The 17,273-nt window shown below is 59.6% G+C and carries 13 protein-coding genes; 4 read left to right on the top strand and 9 right to left on the bottom strand.

All coding sequences use genetic code 11. From position 1 onward, the window contains the following. Window positions 1-35: 35 nt before the first annotated feature. The 9 genes from AB5Y53_RS09135 to AB5Y53_RS09095 form a co-directional block, all read right to left on the bottom strand. Window positions 36-572: a cell division protein ZapC gene (locus AB5Y53_RS09135; protein WP_368181735.1), complete on the bottom strand. Its 537-nt coding sequence runs from the start codon at window positions 570-572 to the stop codon at window positions 36-38. 85 nt (window positions 573-657) lie between these two features. Further along, window positions 658-1,668, bottom strand: a complete 1,011-nt coding sequence (pyrD, locus tag AB5Y53_RS09130) for a quinone-dependent dihydroorotate dehydrogenase (protein ID WP_039040791.1) — start codon at window positions 1,666-1,668, stop codon at window positions 658-660. Window positions 1,669-1,715: 47 nt separating this feature from the next. Continuing rightward, window positions 1,716-6,557: an NAD-glutamate dehydrogenase gene (locus AB5Y53_RS09125; protein WP_368181734.1), complete on the bottom strand. Its 4,842-nt coding sequence runs from the start codon at window positions 6,555-6,557 to the stop codon at window positions 1,716-1,718. 274 nt (window positions 6,558-6,831) lie between these two features. Continuing rightward, window positions 6,832-7,053 carry a DUF2835 family protein gene (locus AB5Y53_RS09120; protein WP_368181732.1) on the bottom strand — a complete coding sequence of 74 codons (222 nt, stop codon included), beginning with the start codon at window positions 7,051-7,053 and terminating at the stop codon, window positions 6,832-6,834. A 67-nt stretch (window positions 7,054-7,120) separates the two neighbouring features. After that, complete coding sequence (gene pepN, locus AB5Y53_RS09115; RefSeq protein ID WP_368181731.1) at window positions 7,121-9,745, bottom strand: aminopeptidase N; 2,625 nt, start codon at window positions 9,743-9,745, stop codon at window positions 7,121-7,123. Window positions 9,746-9,874: 129 nt separating this feature from the next. Next, window positions 9,875-11,890, bottom strand: coding sequence for a carboxy terminal-processing peptidase (gene prc, locus AB5Y53_RS09110; protein ID WP_041211433.1), 2,016 nt, complete (start codon window positions 11,888-11,890; stop codon window positions 9,875-9,877). A gap of 8 nt (window positions 11,891-11,898) precedes the next feature. Further along, window positions 11,899-12,543 carry an RNA chaperone ProQ gene (proQ, locus tag AB5Y53_RS09105; RefSeq protein ID WP_010674770.1) on the bottom strand — a complete coding sequence of 215 codons (645 nt, stop codon included), beginning with the start codon at window positions 12,541-12,543 and terminating at the stop codon, window positions 11,899-11,901. Window positions 12,544-12,644: 101 nt separating this feature from the next. Continuing rightward, the gene (locus tag AB5Y53_RS09100) at window positions 12,645-13,103 is read right to left on the bottom strand and encodes a GAF domain-containing protein (protein WP_139736345.1); all 459 of its coding nucleotides are present in this window, start codon (window positions 13,101-13,103) and stop codon (window positions 12,645-12,647) included. Between the two features lie 108 nt (window positions 13,104-13,211). Further along, window positions 13,212-13,670, bottom strand: a complete 459-nt coding sequence (locus AB5Y53_RS09095; protein ID WP_124243803.1) for a hypothetical protein — start codon at window positions 13,668-13,670, stop codon at window positions 13,212-13,214. Between the two features lie 279 nt (window positions 13,671-13,949). Between AB5Y53_RS09095 and ccoN the strand changes: the two genes are divergently transcribed. Genes ccoN through ccoP form a run of 4 tightly spaced genes read left to right on the top strand, consistent with a single transcriptional unit; the run spans window position 13,950 to window position 17,187 of the window. Next, window positions 13,950-15,374 (top strand): cytochrome-c oxidase, cbb3-type subunit I, encoded by a 1,425-nt coding sequence (gene ccoN / locus AB5Y53_RS09090; RefSeq protein ID WP_010674773.1) that lies wholly within the window; start codon window positions 13,950-13,952, stop codon window positions 15,372-15,374. 18 nt (window positions 15,375-15,392) lie between these two features. Then, a complete protein-coding gene (gene ccoO / locus AB5Y53_RS09085; RefSeq protein WP_010674774.1) occupies window positions 15,393-16,007 on the top strand; it encodes a cytochrome-c oxidase, cbb3-type subunit II in 615 nt (204 codons plus the stop codon). A gap of 11 nt (window positions 16,008-16,018) precedes the next feature. Further along, on the top strand, window positions 16,019-16,198 hold the full coding sequence (locus AB5Y53_RS09080; RefSeq protein ID WP_010674775.1) for a CcoQ/FixQ family Cbb3-type cytochrome c oxidase assembly chaperone: 180 nt from the start codon (window positions 16,019-16,021) through the stop codon (window positions 16,196-16,198). Continuing rightward, window positions 16,198-17,187: a cytochrome-c oxidase, cbb3-type subunit III gene (gene ccoP, locus AB5Y53_RS09075; RefSeq protein WP_039040785.1), complete on the top strand. Its 990-nt coding sequence runs from the start codon at window positions 16,198-16,200 to the stop codon at window positions 17,185-17,187. Before AB5Y53_RS09080 ends, ccoP begins: the two co-directional genes overlap by 1 nt. Window positions 17,188-17,273 lie beyond the last annotated feature (86 nt).

The raw sequence follows: 17,273 nt of genomic DNA, 5'->3' as shown, positions 1-17,273 counted from the left end.
ACGGACTTATTCGTCGCCATATAACGGCCCCGTCGTCAGCCCACTTCCCGATATTGTGTCGGTGCCCGGACTCTGGCTTGCATCCGGTTATTCATCACCTTGATCACGGCAAAGCGCGGCAGCATCTTGCTGTTGGTCAGCACCAGTTCGTCGGTCAGGTTCAGGCAAACGCTCGCCTGATCGCCAGCTTCGATGACCATGAATTCCCCCCTACCGTGGGGCGTATCCATCCACACCAGGGATCCCATCTCCGGAATAACATGAGCCTGCTGTTCATGAAAGAACCAGCTTTGCGGCATCAGGGGTTTATAAAAACGGCTGACGGCGATGGCATTGAGGACCAGCTGGACCTGGTGGGGCGTACTCCAGTCGAGTTCAGCGGCCTTGTCCATCAACTGGTAATAGAGGGCGGCATCATCCACACAAAAAGGCTGGGTGGTGAAAGAACAGGGAACAAGTTGTCGACCTTTATATTCGGTGGCAAATATCATGCGATCGGACAAATCCAGCATCAGGCGATCATCCTGAGCGTCATAATGCCACTGCCAATTGTCATTGGGTTGAATACACATGGTGGTGCCCTTATCTAAGCCGTCCCTCGACTTTATTCCATGTCGAGAATTTGAGCAACGTTAAATAAGGGCAACCGGTTATTTTTTAAATATGGGTAACGATCTCTTTGACCAGACTCGGCCCTTTATAAATAAAGCCGCTGTAAATCTGGACAAGACTGGCACCCGCCGCCAGTTTTTCCCGAGCCGCCATGGCGCTGTCGATACCACCCACACCGATAATGGGCAGGGCGCCGTCGAGGGCCTTGGCCAGGTGGCGGATCACCTCGGTGCTCTTGTGCTGGAGCGGACGACCGCTAAGCCCGCCGGCCTCTGCGGCATGGGGCATGTCATATATCATCTCCCGCTCCAGAGTGGTATTGGTGGCGATGACACCGTCAATACGATTCTTGATCAAAGAGGCGGCTACCTGATCTATTTCATCGAGTGACAGATCCGGGGCAATTTTCACGGCCAGCGGCACATACTTTTTATATTTCTCGGCCAGCTCCTGTTGGCGCTGTTTCAATGCGGCCAGCAGTTCATCCAGTGCATCGCCATATTGCAATTGACGCAGACCCGGGGTGTTTGGTGAGGAAATATTGACCGCAATATAACCGGCGTGGTCATACACCTTGTCCATGCAGAGAAGGTAATCATCCTTGCCCTGCTCGATGGGGGTGTCCTTGTTCTTGCCGATATTGATGCCGATCACCCCCTGATATTTGGCCTCTTTCACCTTGGCCACCAGGTGATCGACTCCCTTGTTGTTGAATCCCATGCGATTGATGATCCCCTCGGCCGGGATCACCCGGAAGAGACGAGGCTTGTCATTGCCGCTCTGGGGTCTGGGGGTCACGGTACCGACCTCGATGAAACCGAACCCCATGGCGCCGAAGGCATCGATGCACTCCCCGTCTTTATCCAGACCGGCGGCCAACCCCACCGGATTGGCAAAATTAAGCCCCATGACGGTGACGGGGCGTTTGGGCAGAGAGTGGCGGAAGAAACAATCAAGCGGGGTACCGAGAAGGCGGGGCAAATATTTGATGGAGAGATCGTGAGCCTGCTCCGGATTGAGTTTGAACAGGAAATGCCTGGCGAGTGGGTACAGCATGCTTGCTCCTTAAAAAAAGCCCCGGCAACTGGCCGGGGCTTTTGGGGTTATGCCGAGGTTCGGCAATTCAACTGGAGCAGGTTCAACTCTCGCAAGGCCACCGAGAACTTGGCGAACTCGTGCGTGCTCGTGGTCTTGAAGTCGGCCAACATGTGGGTCCAACGGGACAAGAGTTGCTCATGCTCCGAAATCCAGTCGGCCAGTATGGTAGCGCATTCCCCCTGCTCTTTGCACCCTTCCAGTACCACGGAGGTGAGGCTGCGTTGCTGCCAGTCCAGATCTTCGCGGAAGGAAGCCCGCGCCATCGCCTGCCAGTGGTTGCCCACCGGCTGATGGTTGATCTGCTCGAGGAACCAGTGCAGATCCAGCTTGGCGCCCAGGCGATAGTAGACGTTGGCAACCCGCAGGATGTCGGTCTTGTGCTCCGCGGCAATCTGCGCCAGATCCAGGCAGGAGAAGAGGCTGCTCATGTGGGCCACGCGACGGGCGATGGCCTCCGGCACCTGTTTCTCCATCAGGGCGGCGACAGCCTGGCTGTGTTCGGCCACTTCGCTCTCGTCCATTACCTCATAAAGGTGCTGACTCAGGGTCTCGAAGGCCGGGCGGAAGAAGGCGATGTTCTCGCCGATGCTCCAGCTGCGGTTGCGGGCGCGCAGGAACCAACGGGTGGCGCGGCGCACGATGCGGCGGCTGTAGAACATCAGCTCGAGCTGAGTCTGGGCATCCACCCCGTTGTCACACCCTTCGATGTCACGCCACAGGGCGCCGAGGCCGAACACTTCCCGGGCCATGGCGAAGCAGCAGGCCACTTCCGCCACCGAGGCACCGGTCTCGTCCTTCATCCGGCTGGCGAAGTTGAGCCCCATGTCGTTGACCAGCATGTTGGCCACCCGGGTCGCGATGATCTCGCCTCGCAGCGGGTGCTGGGCCAGGGCCGCGCCAAATTGCTGCTGCAACTGGGTCGGGAAGCTGGTGACCAGCATGTTGGCGAGGAAGGGCTCCTCGGTCACTTCCGGGCAATTGAGCTGCTCTTTGAGCACCATCTTGCCGTAGGCCACCAGCACGGCGAGCTCGGGTCGGGTCAGCCCCTGCCCTGCCGCCATCCGCTCGGAGAGCTCCTCGTCGGAGGGGAGGAACTCGAGCGCACGGTCCAGCTTGCCTTCCCGCTCCAGCCCCTGAATGAAACGCTGCTGCTCTTTCAACTGCTCGGCACCACGGAAGGCGGTCACCGAGATGGATTGCGACTGGCGGTAGGCGTTGGTGATGACCACCTGGGCCACCGCATCCGTCATCTCGTAGAGCATCTGGTTGCGCTGCTTGAGGGTCAGATCCCCGGCGGCCACCAATTGGTTGAGCAGGATCTTGATGTTGACCTCGTTGTCGGAGCAATCCACCCCGCCCACGTTGTCGGTGAAGTCGGTGTTGATGCGACCACCCTGGCTCGCGTACTCCACCCGACCAAGCTGGGTGAAGCCAAGGTTGCCACCCTCGCCCACGATGCGGGCACGCAGGTCACGCCCGTTGACCCGCAGCACGTCGTTGCTGCGATCCCCGACGTCGGCGTCGCTCTCGCGGGCGCTCTTCACATAGGTGCCGATGCCGCCGTTCCAGAGCAGGTCGACGTTCAGGCAGAGCAGCGCCTTGATCAGCTCGTTCGGGGCCATGCCGCTCTTGTCGGTGCCGAGCAGGGTCTGCATTTCCGGGCTCAGCTTGATGGACTTGGCAGAGCGCAGGAAGATGCCGCCCCCCTTGGAGATGAGCTCACGGTTGTAGTCATCCCAGCTCGAGCCCGGCAGCTCGAACAGGCGCTTGCGCTCGACGAAGCTCCTGGCCGCATCCGGGGTCGGGTCGACGAAGATGTGCATGTGGTTGAAGGCGCCCACCAGCTGGATGTGCTCGGAGAGCAGCATGCCGTTGCCGAACACGTCGCCGGCCATGTCACCTATCCCCACGCAGGTGAAGTCGGTGGTCTGGCAGTTGATGCCTATCTCACGGAAGTGGCGCTTGACCGATTCCCAGGCGCCGCGGGCGGTGATGCCCATCTTCTTGTGGTCATAGCCCACCGAGCCGCCGGAGGCGAACGCATCGCCGAGCCAGTGGCCGTATTCGAGGCTTATCTCGTTGGCGATGTCGGAGAAGGTGGCGGTGCCCTTGTCGGCCGCCACGACCAGGTAGTAGTCATCCTCGTCGTGACGCACCACGGATTTTGGCGGGATCACCTCGCCGCCGATGATGTTGTCGGTCACGTCGAGCAGGCCGCGGATGAACAGACGGTAGCAGGCTTTGCCCTCCTCCTGAATGACGGCACGGGGGGCGCCTGCCGGCATCTGCTTGCAGTAGAAACCGCCCTTGGCACCCACCGGCACGATGACGGTGTTCTTCACCTGCTGGGCTTTCACCAGACCCAGCACCTCGGTGCGGAAGTCCTCCTTGCGATCGGACCAGCGCAGGCCGCCACGGGCCACCTTGCCCCAGCGCAGGTGTACCCCTTCCACTCGCGGGGAGTAGACGAAGATCTCGAACTTCGGCAGCGGCAGCGGCATATCGGTGATGCTGGAGGGGGCCAGCTTGAAGGAGATGTAGGGCTTGATGTTGCCCGCTTTGTCCAGCTGGTAGTAGTTGGTGCGCAGGGTGGCGTCGATCATCTCTACATAGCGGCGAATGATGCGATCGTCATCCAGGTTGGCGACCTGATCCAGCTTGGCCGCAAGCTCCTCGTGCAACTTGGCCTGCACCTTGGCATCCTGCTTGATGGCCGGATCCAGGCGCTGTTCGAACAGAGTGAACAGCAGCTCTGCGATATCCGGATAACGGGTCAGGGTCTCCTCGATATAGGACTGGCTGAAGGAGACGCCGGTCTGGCGCATGTATTTGGCATAGGCCCGCAGCACGGATACCTGACGACCGGTGAGGCCGGCCCCCAGTACCAGACGGTTGAAGCCGTCATCTTCCAGGGTCTTGTTCCAGATGGCGGCGAAGGCCTGCTGGAAGCGCTGCTGGCTCTGCTCCAGATCGAACGGTTGCTCACCGCGCAGCAGCATGGAGAAATCGAGGATCCAGAACACCTCGCCGGTGGGGGTCCGTACCTGATACGGGGTCTCGCCGATGACGCGCAGTCCCATGTTTTCCAGCATGGGCAGGACGTCGGAGAGGTGGATGGGTTCGCTTCGGTGGAACAGCTTGAGGCGTACCCGGCGATCGTTCTCCTCCTCCTGGGCGCGGTAGAACAGCATGCCAAGCGGCTCGGCCTCGCTCAATCCATCTAGGGCCATGATGTCCGCGACGGCAGAGCCCGGCAGCACATCTTCCTTGTAGGCGCGGGGGAAGGCGGTGCTGAAACGGCGGCGCAGCTCGTTGCCGCGGGCCTCGCCATAGTGGGAAAGCAGCACGGAATCCAGGCGGTCATCCCAGCTGCGGGCCGCTTCAATCAGGTTGTTCTGTACTTCGTTCACATCCACATCCACGTTGTTGTTGTTGACCCGCACTATGTAGTGGGTCCGTGCCAGCACACCCTCGGTGAAGTAGACGTTGAACTCCACATCGATGCTGCTGCCAAAATATTTCTGCAAAATCTGCTGGGTCTTGACCCGCAGCGCCGTGTTGTAGCGCTCCTTGGTGACATAGACCATGCAGGAGAAGAAGCGGCCGTAGACGTCGCGGCGCACGAACAGGCGCAGCATGTCCCGCTCCTGCATCTCCAGCACCCCGAGACCGGTGGCCAGCAGCTCCTCTTCACGGGCCTGGATCAGCTCGTCGCGCGGGTAGGTTTCCAGCACGTTCAGCAGCGCCTTGTAGGCATGGGAGCCCGATTCAAAGCCGGAGGCAGCCATGATGCGCTCGAGGCGGTGGCTGATGAGGGGGATCTGGGTCGCACTGGTGTTGTAGATGGAGGAGGCATACAGGCCGATGAAGCGATCCTCTCCCACCACCTTGCCGTGCTCGTCGAAACGCTTGATGCCGATGTAGTCCACATAGGCCGGACGATGCACCCGGGACTTGCTGTTGGACTTGGTGAGGATCAGCAAGTCGGAACTGAGGGCAGCGTGACGGGCGCTGGCGGGCATGGTGCCGAGGCGCTGGCCTTCGTCCTTGATGGAGTTCTTCATCAGCCCCAGGCTGGACTCGGGCTGCGGCAGGATCTCGTGATCCCCCTCCACCGCCTTGACGTCGTAGCGACGATAACCCATCAGGGTGAAGTTGTGGGCGGCCACCCATTTGAGGAAGGCGACGCAGGAGTCCACCTCGGCCTGGCTGACCGGGTTCTTGCGTTTGGGCAGCTCCTCGATGATCTCGTTCAGGCGCGTCAGCATGGGCTGCCAGTCTCCCACCGCCAAGGCCACTTCCCGCGCCACCGAGTTGAGCTCGGCAGTCAGGGCGTCCATCTCCTCTTCACCGGTCAGGTGATCGATTTCGATGAGGAAGGCGGTTTCCACCGAGGTCTGCTCTGCGGTGTTGTCCAGATCCAGGATGGCGCCAATCTTGCCGCCTTCGCCGCGGATCAGGTGCAGCGGCTGGTGCAGCATCATGTGGGCGGTGATATTGAGACGCTTGAGCGCCATGCGGATGGAGTCCACCAGGAAGGGGGAATCCTGCAGGATGATCTCGACGATGGTATGGGGAGACTGCCATCCGTGGCGGGTCAGCTCGGGGTTGTAGACCCGGATATAGGGATCGATGCCGGTACGGTGGTTGAGGGCATTCCACAGACTGAGGGCGGCGCCATAGAGATCGCTGTCATTGCGGTCATGCAGATCAGTGCTGGCCATGTTGCCGTAGAACTTGGAAACGAAACATTCGACCAAGGAGGCACTGTTTTTCGGCAATTTCTGGTGGATCAGACTGAGAACGTTTTCGAGCAGAACGGAGGTAGGGGCGTCTTTCAATGCCATTGCTAGTTTCCTTATCGGACGACATCACAGACACGGCGACATCCACCCAGGATGCGCGCCGGTACAGAGTTGCAGCGAAGTGTAATGGCTTGGATCAAGGAAGGCGAGCAAAGGTGATAACGGGATGTTAAAAACAAGGGGCAGATCACGGCTTGGGTTGTGATAAATTTTGCCAAGTTGGCAAAATTCAGAAAATCGCACTGTATGCCGCGCCATTTACCGGATAGATAGTGACTTAAAGCAGATATTTACCCGGATTGATGTTCAAGTTTTGTTAATTTATGCGTTCCAGGGAAATGAAGCGATGATCATCCTGGGTTTTCAGTTGAAAGTAGCCGTGAACGCCGCTCTCCGACACAAAACGCCGGATTTTCTCCAACCCCAGCTCCAGGGTCAGACCCTGCTCGGTACGTACCACCAGGCGGTTCACCTGCCCCTGGTACATCAACATGATCTCGTCGCGGCCAAGGGAGAGCCGAAAAGTGTATTGCCTCATGTCACCTCCTGGTCATCCATGAAAAACGGGCAGGAGAGCCAGACTCCCCTGCCCGCCGTCGTGACGCTTACTGTGCCAGCGCCTTGCTCACCTTCTCGAACAGATCCCGCGCCAGCCCGTCCAGGTTGGCCAGGCGGGTCAGCTCGGCGCGAACCAGCGCCTTGCGCCCCTCATCGAGCCGCTTGAACTGGATAAGCGGGGTGATGAGGCGGGACGCCACCTGGGGATTGACCTCGTTGAGCTCGATCAAGAGATCGGTCAGGAAGCGATAGCCGCTGCCATCGGCAGCGTGGAACTGCACCTGGTTGTTCATGGCGAAGCTGCCGATGAGCGCCCGCAGCCGGTTCGGGTTGCGGATGCTGAAGGTCGGGTGCGCCATCGCCTGCTTCACGTCATCGAGCACATCCTTGGCCGGCTTGGCCCCCACCAACCGCAGCCAGTTGTCCAGTACCAGGCCATCATGGGCCCATTTGCCTTCGAAGTCGGCCAAGAGCGCGGCGCGGCACGGCAGCAGATGGCTGTTGGCCACCTGGAGCGCCGCCAGGGTGTCGGTCATGTTGTCGGCAGCCCCGTACTGCTCGCGCACCAGAGTATCTGCCTTCGCGGCATCCAGCACCGCCAGATAACCCAGCACCACACCCTTGAGGGCCCGCTTAGCCATGTCGGCATGGACCACCTGATAAGCCGGCAGACGCAGGCTCTCGTAGCACGCCAGCAGGCGGTCGCCGAAGGCGTGGGCCAATGCGGTCTGGATCCCGTTGCGCACCTGGTGGATGGCGTCGATATCGGCCACCTCGAACAACTCGGCCAGGGTCGCCTCTCCCGGCAGGGCCAGGATCTCTGCCTTGAGGGCGGGATCCAGTGCAGCCTCGTCCAGAATGGCGACAAAGGCCGCCAGCAGGGTGTGGGAGAGTTCAACCCTCTGCCCGTGCTGGACCCGCGCCACCCCGTCGATCACCGCCTTGTTGATCAGCATCTGCGCCGCATCCCAGCGGGCAAACTCGTTGCGGGCATGGCGCATCAGGAAGGCCAGGGCCTCGTCGCTGTAGTCATAGTGCAGCTTGACCGGGGCGGAGAAGTCCCGCAGCAGGGAGGGTACCGGTCTGACCGGCACCTGGTCGAATTCGAAAGTCTGCTGTGCTTCCAGCACGTCCAGCACATTGCCGATGGCCTTGCCCTGGTATTGCAGCGGGATGACGGCACCCTGTGCATCGTAGAGCTCGATGTCGAGGGGGATATGCAGCGGCAGCTTTTGTGGCTGATCCTGGGTCGGCGGCGTGTGCTGGCTCACGTGCAGACGATAGACACCACTTTCGGCATCGTACTCGTCGGTCACGGTGAGCTCGGGGGTGCCGGACTGGCTGTACCAGCGGCGGAAGCGAGCGAGATCCACCCCGGAGGCATCCTCCATCGCCTGCACGAAGTCGTCGCAGGTGGCGGCAGAGCCGTCGTGACGCTCGAAGTAGAGTCGCATGCCCGCCTGGAAGGCGTCCTCCCCCAGCAGGGTGTGCATCATTCGGATCACTTCAGAGCCCTTCTCGTAGACGGTCAGGGTGTAGAAGTTGTTCATCTCGATCACCACATCCGGGCGGATGGGGTGGGCCATGGGGCCGGCATCTTCGGCAAACTGCGGACCGCGCACGGTGCGCACGTTGTTGATCCGGTTGACGCCGCGCGACCCCAGATCGGAGGAGAACTCCTGATCCCGGAACACCGTCAGCCCCTCTTTGAGGCTTAACTGGAACCAGTCGCGGCAGGTGACGCGGTTGCCGGTCCAGTTGTGGAAGTATTCGTGGCCGATCACCCGCTCGATGCCGTGGTAGTCCGCATCGGTGGCAGTGGCCGGGTTGGCCAGCACGAACTTGGAGTTGAAGATGTTGAGCCCCTTGTTCTCCATGGCTCCCATGTTGAAGAAGTCCACCGCCACGATCATGTAGATGTCGAGGTCATACTCGAGGCCGAAACGCTGCTCGTCCCAGCGCATGGAGTTGATGAGGCTCTCCATGGCGAAACCGGCGCGGTCCAGGTTGCCCTTGTCCACGAAGATCTCGAGCGCCACCTGACGGCCGCTTTTGGTAATGAAGTGGTTGCGTTCCACATCGAAGTCACCGGCCACCAGGGCAAACAGGTAACTCGGTTTGGGGAAGGGATCCTGCCACTGCACGAAGTGGCGACCGTCGTCCAGATCGCCGCTCGCGACCTTGTTGCCGTTGGAGAGCAGATAGGGGTACTTGGCCTTGTCGGCGGTGATGCGGGTACTGTAACGGGCCAGGATGTCCGGCCTGTCCATGTAATAGGTGATACGACGAAAGCCCTCGGCCTCGCACTGGGTGCAATAGGCATCGCCGGATTTGTAGAGCCCCTCCAGCGCCGTGTTGGCGGCGGGATCGATGTCGGTGACCACGGTCAGCACGCACTCGGCCGGCAGGTTGAACAGGGTCAGGCTGCTCTCTCCCTGCTCGTATTGCTGATAGGGCATGCCATCCACACTGACGCTGACAAGGTCAAGCCCCTCGCCGTCCAGCACCAGGGGTTCGTTGTGATCGCAGCTGCGACGCAAACGGGAGATGGCGGTGACCCGGGTCAGGGGCTCTTGCAGCTGAAAATCGAGATCCAGGCTGTCACACCAATAGAGGGGAGCCTGGTAATCCTGGCGATATTTGGCCGTCATGGCCTGAGGTTGTTCAGTCATTATTGTGTGCTTCCACGCTTTGTTATTGACGTGTCAGAGGCTGTCACAAGGCTCGGACAGGGTCAAATAGTTTGCATTCAGGCAAAAGAAAGGGCGACCCGAGTCGCCCTTGTCATTTCGTTGCCAGCATCAGCTCTTCTTGCTGAGGGTGGCCAGATCCGCCGTGATGTTGGCCGCTTCCACCTGGTATTCGTCAGGTGCCTCGAAATCGGTCGGCAGTTCATCCAGGCTCTTCACCGTCGGCTTGCCAAGACGGGTCAGCCGCTCGTTGGCTCGCGCCAGCGCCTTCTCGTCCTGTTTGGCCTGTTCAGCCAGCCGCTCGGCTTCGTTCAGGGAGACCGACTTCTTGTCCTTGTCCGCCTGATACTCCTTGATGTCCTGCAGCACATAGGCAAATTCCGGATCCTTGGTGATCCGAGCCTCGTGGGCCGCTTTCAGCTTGGGCAACAGACTGGAGAAGTCCCCCAGTCGCTCGTAGCTGGCCGAGGCGATCTTGTCCCAGGGCAAGGCGTTGAACTCGCGGCTCTCCCCCGTCTCACCCGGCGCTACCGCAGTCGGGAAGGCGATATCGGGTGCAACCCCTTTGTTCTGGGTACTGCCGCCATCGATACGGTAGAACTTGGCGATGGTGTACTGCACGTGACCCAGCGGCTGCTCGTAGAAGTCATAGACCTTGGCGAGGCTGCGATGCTGCTGCACCGTCCCCTTGCCGAACGAGTTTTCGCCGAGGATCAGCGCACGACCATAGTCCTGCATGGCGGCGGCGAAGATCTCGGAGGCCGAGGCGCTGTAGCGGTCGATCATCACCGACATGGGGCCACCGTAGTAGACATTGCCGTCGTCGTCACCATTGACGGTGATGCGACCCATGTGATCACGGATCTGCACCACGGGGCCGCTGGCAAAGAATAGACCGCTCAGGGCGGAGGCTTCCGTCAAGGCACCGCCGCCGTTGCCGCGCAGATCGACGATGAGGCCGTCGATCTTCTGCTTGTTGAGGCTGGAGATCTCCTTGATCACGTCGTCGTGCAGGTTGACGTAGAAGCTCGGGATCTCGAGCACGCCGATCTTCTTGCCCTCGGCGGTGATCACCTTGGACTTGGCGGCTCTGTCTTCCAGACGCACCTTGTCACGCACCAGCTCCACCAGCTCGGTCTTGGCGGTCGCGCCCTTGCCGCGCTGGATCTCCAGCTTCACCTTGCTGCCCTTGGGCCCCTTGATGAGCTCGACCACGTCGTCAAGACGCCAGCCAATGACATCCACGATCTTGCCGTCGTCCTGCCCCACCCCGGTGATCTTGTCATCGGGTTTCAGGTGATTGGACTTGGCCGCCGGGCCGCCTGGCACCAGGGAGCGGATGACGGTGAAGTCATCTTCCGCCTGCAGCACGGCACCAATCCCCTCCAGCGAGAGGTTCATCTCGGTGTTGAACCGATCGGCGCTGCGCGGAGACAGATAGCTGGTGTGCGGTTCGATGGCGCGGGCGAAGGAGTTCATGAAGAGCTGGAACACGTCCTCGCTCTCGGTCTGGGACATCCGCTTGATGGCGTTGTTGTAACGCTTGCCAAGCAGCTCCTTGATCTCGGGCCACTCCTTGCCGCTGAGCTTGAGGCTCAGGGCATCGAACTTGACCCGCTGACGCCACAGCTCGTTGAGCTCGGCTTCATCCTTGGGCCAGGGAGCCCCTTCCCGATCGAAGACGTAATTGTCTTTCTGGGTAAAATCGAAGGGAGTGTCGAGCAGTTTGAGGGCGTATTCGAACCGCTCGTACCGCCGCTGCTGACTCAGGTTGAACATCTCGTAGGCCGGAGCCAGTCGCCCTCGCTCGAGGTCGGTGTCAAAACCGGTACGATATTTCTCAAAACGGCTGATGTCAGAGGCCAGAAACAGGTTGCGGCTGTAGTCCAGATTCTCCAGATACTTGTCAAAGATCACGGAGGAAAAGGCGTCGTCCAGCTTGAACTGTTTGTAGTGGGAGCGGGTAAACAGATTGGCAATTCGCTTGCTGGCCGTAGCATGTTGGCTCTCTTGAGCCAACACAGGCAAATCACTTTCCTTGAGCACCGGCTCGATGGCCTGTGCGAGCCCGGCAAGCGCCAGGCTACAGGCAACGAGTGAAAAACGAATCACGCCATGCTTCAACATTCGTCTCCTTAGAGAACCAGATGCTCGAACTTGACCCGCAACATCATGCCGGTCTGCAATTGAACCTGTACGTCATCCTTGGTCACTTCCTTGATGGTCGCAGGCACGGGGGACTTGCCCAGCACGACGCGCACGCCCTGCTCGACTTTCAGAGTAGCGGCATCCACTTTCACCAGCGGCGCATCGGCGACCGGTGCAGCCTTGGGAGCAGGGGCGGACTTGGGCTTGTCGGAGCGGGGAGCGTCAGCCTTGCGCGGCGCGTTGCGACGCGGCTGCTTGGGCTTGTCTTCCTTCTCCTTGGTGTTGGTGCGGCGGCTGGCAAAGACACGTTCCTTGCTCTCCTTGAGCGCCTGTTTGGCATGCTCGATGTGCTCTTCGGTGAGCAGCTCGCCCGGGTTGCCGTCCAGATCGACACGGGCCTGGCCAGCCTTGAGGCCATGCAGGTAACGCCAGCTGGAGGTGTATTGACGCAGAGCAGAGCGCAGCATGGTCTTGGAGACTCTCTCGTCATCAGCAAGACGCGCGGCCAGATCCTGGAAGATGCCAATCTTGAGTGGCTTGGCCTCTCCTTCAGCGATGAAGCAGGCCGGGAATTTCTCGACCAGGTAGGCGACGATCTCTTTACTGTTCTTCAGCTTTTCAGTGTTTTCCATGTATAACCTTGGCTTTCATATAGACGCACGGGCATGCCCGAACACAACAAAGGCCCCATTATAGAGAGCTTGGGACCTTTTGCGAACCATCTAGCAATGACTTAGAGCATGCTTTCCAAAATTTGCACCGTTTCTTCGAGGCCAATCCGGTCCTGCTCGTCAAAGCGGTTAAAAATTGGACTGTCGATGTCCAGCACCCCGATGATCTCCCCGCCACGGTGCAGCGGGATCACGATTTCCGAGTTGCTGGCCCCATCGCACGCAATGTGCCCCGCGAACTGGTGAACGTCGTCCACCAGCTGGGTCTTGCCCTCGGCCACCGCAGTGCCACAGACGCCGCGCCCGACCGGGATGCGCACACAGGCCGGCTTGCCCTGGAACGGGCCGAGCACCAGGGTCTCTCCTTGCAGCAGGTAGAAACCAACCCAGTTGATGTCAGCCAGTTCCTGATTGAGCAGGGCAGACAGGTTTGCCAGGGTGGCGATCATGTCGGGTTCGCCCTCCAGCAATGCCTGGGCCTGCTGGTTGAGCGTGCGATAAAATGCTTGTTTTTCAATCATGATTAAATGAACTTCACTCCTTGATAATCAATGCAAGGTACCGTCCTGCCTGAAAATTTCAAATCAATTTTCAATTATCCCCCCTCCTGGGGCCCGATGAGAGTCCGTTCAACGTGCCGCGCCCAACGTCAGTTGATGGCGCTGGCCATTGCTCCACTCGATGGTCAGCAGCCAGTCCATCGCCTCGGTCGTACAACTTCCCACCTGGGTCACCCCTCGCCACCCCGTTTGGCTGGGTTCAAACAGCACGGGGATGAGCCCCATGAACATATCCTTGCCCTCGAGCCAGGCCTTGACCGGCGTGATGGCCGGCACACCCCCTTGAAGGCGCAGGACAAAGTCATGTTCAGGGCGGATCGGCAAGCCATCGATGCTGACCGTCAGCGGGCGATCCCCGACGATGAGGCGGCAGGGGCTGTGGGACAGATCACAAATCTGAACATTGGTGCCCTCTGCATGGTCGCTTCCAGTGCCTGAAAACCAGGTTCGATAGGCCATCAGGGAGAGCAAAATGACCAGCACCATGGACAGGTGGACGATTTTGCGTGAAGTGAGTCTCTCTTTCATGAAAAAACAGCTCTGTAAGGTACTTTGAAAATGTAATTTTCGTGATCTGGCGCAAGGTAAAAACTGGCGGACATGAGACCCGCTGGAGCCAAATATATCACTGTTTGTACTGTTATTTTACCGGTCATTTCAGTATCATTCTCAATGGATTTTCATTTAACCACCTTTTGCTTTTCCTTTTATTAACAGATGTTAACGAGAGGATTTTGCAAAACCGGGGTGAAAATGGCCCAGGATACCGGGCAACACAAACAACAGCATCGGAAGCGGAATACAACGATGAGCCATACAACAAACCACCCTGAGTACAACTACACCGTTGTGCGCCAGTTCACCGTCATGACGATTGTCTGGGGTATCGTCGGCATGTCGGTGGGTGTATTGATTGCAGCCCAGCTGATCTGGCCTGCCCTCAACTTCGACACCCCCTGGCTGACATACAGCCGTCTGCGTCCCCTGCATACCAACGCGGTCATCTTCGCATTTGGTTGCAGCGCCCTGATGGCCACCTCCTTCTACGTGGTGCAGCGCACCTGTCAGGTCCGACTGTTTGGTGGTCCCCTCGCCTCCTTCGTGTTCTGGGGCTGGCAGGCGATCATTCTGTCTGCAGCCATCTCGCTGCCGCTGGGGTACACCACCTCCAAAGAGTACGCCGAGCTGGAGTGGCCCATCGACATCGCCATCGCCGTGGTCTGGGTGAGCTATGCCATCGTCTTCTTCGGCACCCTGGTCAAGCGCACCACCTCCCACATCTATGTGGCGAACTGGTTCTTCGGTGCCTTCATCATCACGGTGGCCGTACTGCACATCGTCAACAACATGGAAGTGCCGCTCTCCGGCATGAAGTCCTACTCCATGTACTCCGGTGCCATGGATGCCATGGTGCAGTGGTGGTATGGCCACAACGCGGTGGGCTTCCTGCTGACAGCGGGCTTCCTTGGCATGATGTACTATTTCGTGCCCAAGCAGGCGGGTCGCCCCGTCTACTCCTACCGCCTCTCCATCGTGCACTTCTGGGCGCTGATCTCCCTCTATATCTGGGCCGGTCCGCACCACCTGCACTATACCGCCCTGCCTGACTGGGCCCAGTCGCTGGGCATGGTGATGTCCCTCATCCTGTTCGTGCCCTCCTGGGGCGGCATGATCAACGGCATCATGACCCTCTCGGGTGCCTGGCACAAGCTGCGTTATGACCCCATCCTGCGCTTCCTGATCGTCTCCCTGTCGTTCTACGGCATGTCGACCTTCGAAGGCCCCATGATGGCGATCAAAACCGTCAACGCCCTCTCCCACTACACCGACTGGACTATCGGTCACGTTCACTCCGGTGCCCTGGGCTGGGTTGCCATGGTGTCCATCGGTGCCGTCTACCATCTGATCCCGAACCTGTTCGGGCAGGGGCGCATGTACAGCATCAAGCTCATCAACGTCCACTTCTGGCTGGCCACCGTGGGCACCGTGCTCTATATCGTCGCCATGTGGATTTCCGGTGTGATGCAGGGCCTGATGTGGCGTGCGGTCAACGATGACGGCACTCTGACCTACAGCTTCGTGGAGGCGCTGCAAGCTTCCTATCCCTTCTACTTCGTGCGCTTCCTGGGTGGCTGCTTCTTCGTCACCGGCATGCTGCTGATGGCCTACAACGCCTACCGCACCGTCACTGCGCCCAAGGGTTCCCTGGAACCCGTCGCACAGCCAGCCTGATTTGAAGGGGTTTAAAGAATGAGCAACAACAACCGTCACGAGATTTTTGAAAAAAGCGTCCCCATGCTGGTCATTGGCATCATCTTCGCCATCAGCCTGGGGGGCCTGGTGGAAATCACCCCCCTGTTCTTCCAGAAGCAGACCAACGAGCCGGTGGAGGGCCTCAAGCCCTACACCGCCCTGCAGATGGAAGGACGCGACATCTACATCCGCGAAGGCTGCACCGTCTGCCACAGCCAGATGATCCGCCCGTTCCGCGCCGAGACCGAACGCTACGGCCACTACTCGGTTGCCGGCGAGAGCGTGTGGGAGCACCCCTTCCTGTGGGGCTCCAAGCGTACCGGCCCGGATCTGGCCCGGGTCGGCGGCCGCTACTCCGATGACTGGCATCGCGCCCACCTCATCAACCCGCGTGACGTGGTGCCCGAGTCCAACATGCCGGCCTTCCCCTGGCTCGAGACCAATGTGCTGAGCGGCGAGCTGACCGGCAAAAAGCTGGCTCTGTTCCGGGATCACTTCGGCGTGCCCTATACCGATGCCGACATCGCCGGTGCCGGTGAGGCCGTCAAGGGCAAGACCGAGCTGGATGCGCTGATCGCCTATCTGCAATCACTGGGCCATGCCCTGAAATAAGGAGTCGGGATATGGATTACGGCACATTTCGCGGCCTGTACACCCTGCTGCTGATGGTCATCATGATTGGCATCATTGTCTGGGCCTACAGCAAGCGCCGCAAGGCTTCTTTCGACGAGGCCGCCAACCTGGTTTTTGCCGATGACGAGCAACCCAGTGCTGATAACAAGAACGCAGGAGCGAAGCAATAATGAGCACTCTGTTTAGCATTTTTGTGACCGTCATAAGCCTTGGCACCATTCTCGGCTGCTTCCTGCTGCTGGCCTGGTGCATGAAGGACAAGATGGGAGCCGAAGAGGGCAAACCCATGGGTCACACCTTCGACGGCATCGAGGAGATCAACAATCCCCTGCCGAAGTGGTGGTCCTATATGTTCCTCTTCTTCATCGTCACCGGGCTCATCTACCTGCTCGCCTTCCCGGGCCTTGGCAACTTCAAGGGTCTGCTGGGCTGGCAGAGCTCCAACCAGGATGTGCGTTCCCTGGCCGAGTCCAAGGCGGCGGCCGAGTCTGCCAAGGCCGAAGGACGCGCGGTGGAATACGACCGGGAACTCGCCAAGGCCGACGAGATCTACGGCGCCAAGTTCCGCGAGCTGACCTATCAGGCTGACGGCAAGAGCTACAAGGAGATCACCGAGATCGCCAAGGATCCGGAAGCCCTGAAGGTGGGTCAGCGCCTGTTCCTGCAAAACTGTTCCCAGTGTCATGGCTCCGATGCCCGCGGTGGCCGCGGTTTCCCGAACCTGACCGACAGCGAATGGCAGTGGGGCGGCGCACCCGACCAGATCAAGACCACCATCATGGGCGGTCGTCAGGGGATCATGGCCGCCTGGGGCGAGATCCTGGGTCAGGACGGGGTGAAGGAGGTTGCCTCCTATGTGCTGAGCCTCTCCGGTCGCAAGGTTGATCTGGTGGAAGCCAAGAAAGGGGAAGCACGCTTTGCCATGTGCGCCGCCTGCCACGGTCCGGATGCCAAGGGCGGCATCGCCTTCGGCGCACCGGATCTCACCAACAACATCTGGCTCTATGGCGGCTCCCGTCAGGTGGTCGAACAGACCATCACCCACGGGCGCCACGGCGTGATGCCGGCCTGGAAGGACATTCTGGGGGAAGACAAGGTACATCTGCTCGCTTCCTACGTTTACAGCTTGTCCCACAACGATCGGCAAAATCAGCAGTAACATGTGATAAGCACGTGATTAATCAGCAAAAAGCCTCGACTCTTCGAGGCTTTTTGTTATCTTGTGTTGGCTGAATTACCGCCATT

This window comes from Aeromonas sp. R7-5 (assembly GCF_040908015.1).
Classification (GTDB): Bacteria; Pseudomonadota; Gammaproteobacteria; order Enterobacterales; family Aeromonadaceae; genus Aeromonas; species Aeromonas caviae.
Note: the sequence above shows the minus strand (reverse complement) of the source record. Positions and strands in the feature narration are given on the sequence as shown.

Bases quoted from the DNA above. Each gene is read 5' to 3' on its own strand.
- pepN (WP_368181731.1), bottom strand. From the start codon at position 9,745: ATGACTGAACAACCTCAGGCCATGACGGCCAAATATCGCCAGGATTAC.
- ccoN (WP_010674773.1), top strand. From the start codon at position 13,950: ATGAGCCATACAACAAACCACCCTGAGTACAACTACACCGTTGTGCGC.
- AB5Y53_RS09125 (WP_368181734.1), bottom strand. From the start codon at position 6,557: ATGGCATTGAAAGACGCCCCTACCTCCGTTCTGCTCGAAAACGTTCTC.
- proQ (WP_010674770.1), bottom strand. From the start codon at position 12,543: ATGGAAAACACTGAAAAGCTGAAGAACAGTAAAGAGATCGTCGCCTAC.
- ccoP (WP_039040785.1), top strand. From the start codon at position 16,198: ATGAGCACTCTGTTTAGCATTTTTGTGACCGTCATAAGCCTTGGCACC.
- AB5Y53_RS09100 (WP_139736345.1), bottom strand. From the start codon at position 13,103: ATGATTGAAAAACAAGCATTTTATCGCACGCTCAACCAGCAGGCCCAG.
- AB5Y53_RS09095 (WP_124243803.1), bottom strand. From the start codon at position 13,670: ATGAAAGAGAGACTCACTTCACGCAAAATCGTCCACCTGTCCATGGTG.
- AB5Y53_RS09135 (WP_368181735.1), bottom strand. From the start codon at position 572: ATGTGTATTCAACCCAATGACAATTGGCAGTGGCATTATGACGCTCAG.
- AB5Y53_RS09120 (WP_368181732.1), bottom strand. From the start codon at position 7,053: ATGAGGCAATACACTTTTCGGCTCTCCCTTGGCCGCGACGAGATCATG.
- AB5Y53_RS09080 (WP_010674775.1), top strand. From the start codon at position 16,019: ATGGATTACGGCACATTTCGCGGCCTGTACACCCTGCTGCTGATGGTC.
- pyrD (WP_039040791.1), bottom strand. From the start codon at position 1,668: ATGCTGTACCCACTCGCCAGGCATTTCCTGTTCAAACTCAATCCGGAG.
- prc (WP_041211433.1), bottom strand. From the start codon at position 11,890: ATGTTGAAGCATGGCGTGATTCGTTTTTCACTCGTTGCCTGTAGCCTG.
- ccoO (WP_010674774.1), top strand. From the start codon at position 15,393: ATGAGCAACAACAACCGTCACGAGATTTTTGAAAAAAGCGTCCCCATG.